1 protein-coding gene is annotated in these 1,094 nt (G+C 63.2%); it reads left to right on the top strand.

Features of this window, described 5'->3' with window-relative positions; genetic code table 11:
• A partial coding sequence (gene groL, locus GY769_20580; protein ID MCP4204317.1) for a chaperonin GroEL occupies positions 1-1,094 on the top strand: 1,094 nt, incomplete at both ends.

Here is a 1,094-nt window from a genome sequence, read left to right on the forward strand (position 1 = left end):
GACCGCGAGATCGGCGACTACATCGCCGAGGCGATGCAGAAGGTCGGCAACGAGGGTGTTATCACGGTCGAAGAGGCCAAGTCCCTGCATACCGAGCTCGAAGTGGTCGAGGGCATGCAGTTCGACCGCGGCTATCTGAGCCCGTACTTCGTCACCAATGCCGAGAAGATGCTGTGCGAGCTCGAGGATCCGTACATCCTGCTGCACGAGAAGAAGCTGTCTAACCTGCAGGCGATGTTGCCGGTGCTCGAAGCGGTAGTGCAGTCAAGCCGGCCGCTTTTGGTGATTGCCGAAGACATCGAGGGCGAGGCTCTCGCGACTTTGGTCGTCAACAAACTGCGTGGCGGCCTCAAGGTCGCAGCCGTCAAGGCGCCGGGCTTCGGCGACCGCCGCAAAGCAATGCTCGAGGACATGGCGATCCTGACCGGCGGTCAGGTCATCTCCGAAGACCTCGGCATCAAGCTCGAGAATGTCACCCTCGACATGCTCGGCAAGTCCAAGCGCGTCATCATCACCAAGGAAGAGACCACCATCGTCGACGGTGGCGGCAAGAAGAACGACATCTCCGGCCGCTGCAACCAGATCCGGGCGCAGGTCGAGGAGACCACGTCCGACTACGACCGCGAGAAGCTCCAGGAGCGCTTGGCCAAGCTGGCCGGCGGCGTTGCGATTTTGCGTGTCGGCGGCGCCACCGAGATCGAGGTGAAGGAGCGTAAGGATCGCGTCGAAGACGCGATGCACGCTACCCGCGCCGCGGTCGAGGAAGGTGTCGTTGCCGGCGGCGGTGTCGCCCTTTTGTATGCGACCACTGCGCTCGACAAGCTGCAGAGTGAGAACGACGACCAGCGTGTCGGTGTCGACATCGTCAAGCGGGCGCTCCAAGCGCCGGTCCGGCAGATCGTCGAGAACGCCGGTGTCGATGGCGCTGTCGTTGCGGGCAAACTGCTCGAGCAGAAGGACAAGAACTACGGCTACGACGCCCAGGGCGAGCGCTACACTGACATGGTCAAGGCCGGCATCATCGACCCGGCCAAGGTCGTGCGCACGGCACTGCAGGACGCGGCTTCGATCGCCGGCCTGCTGATCACCACCGA

The organism is bacterium (genome assembly GCA_024224155.1).
GTDB lineage: Bacteria > Acidobacteriota > Thermoanaerobaculia > Multivoradales > JAHEKO01 > CALZIK01.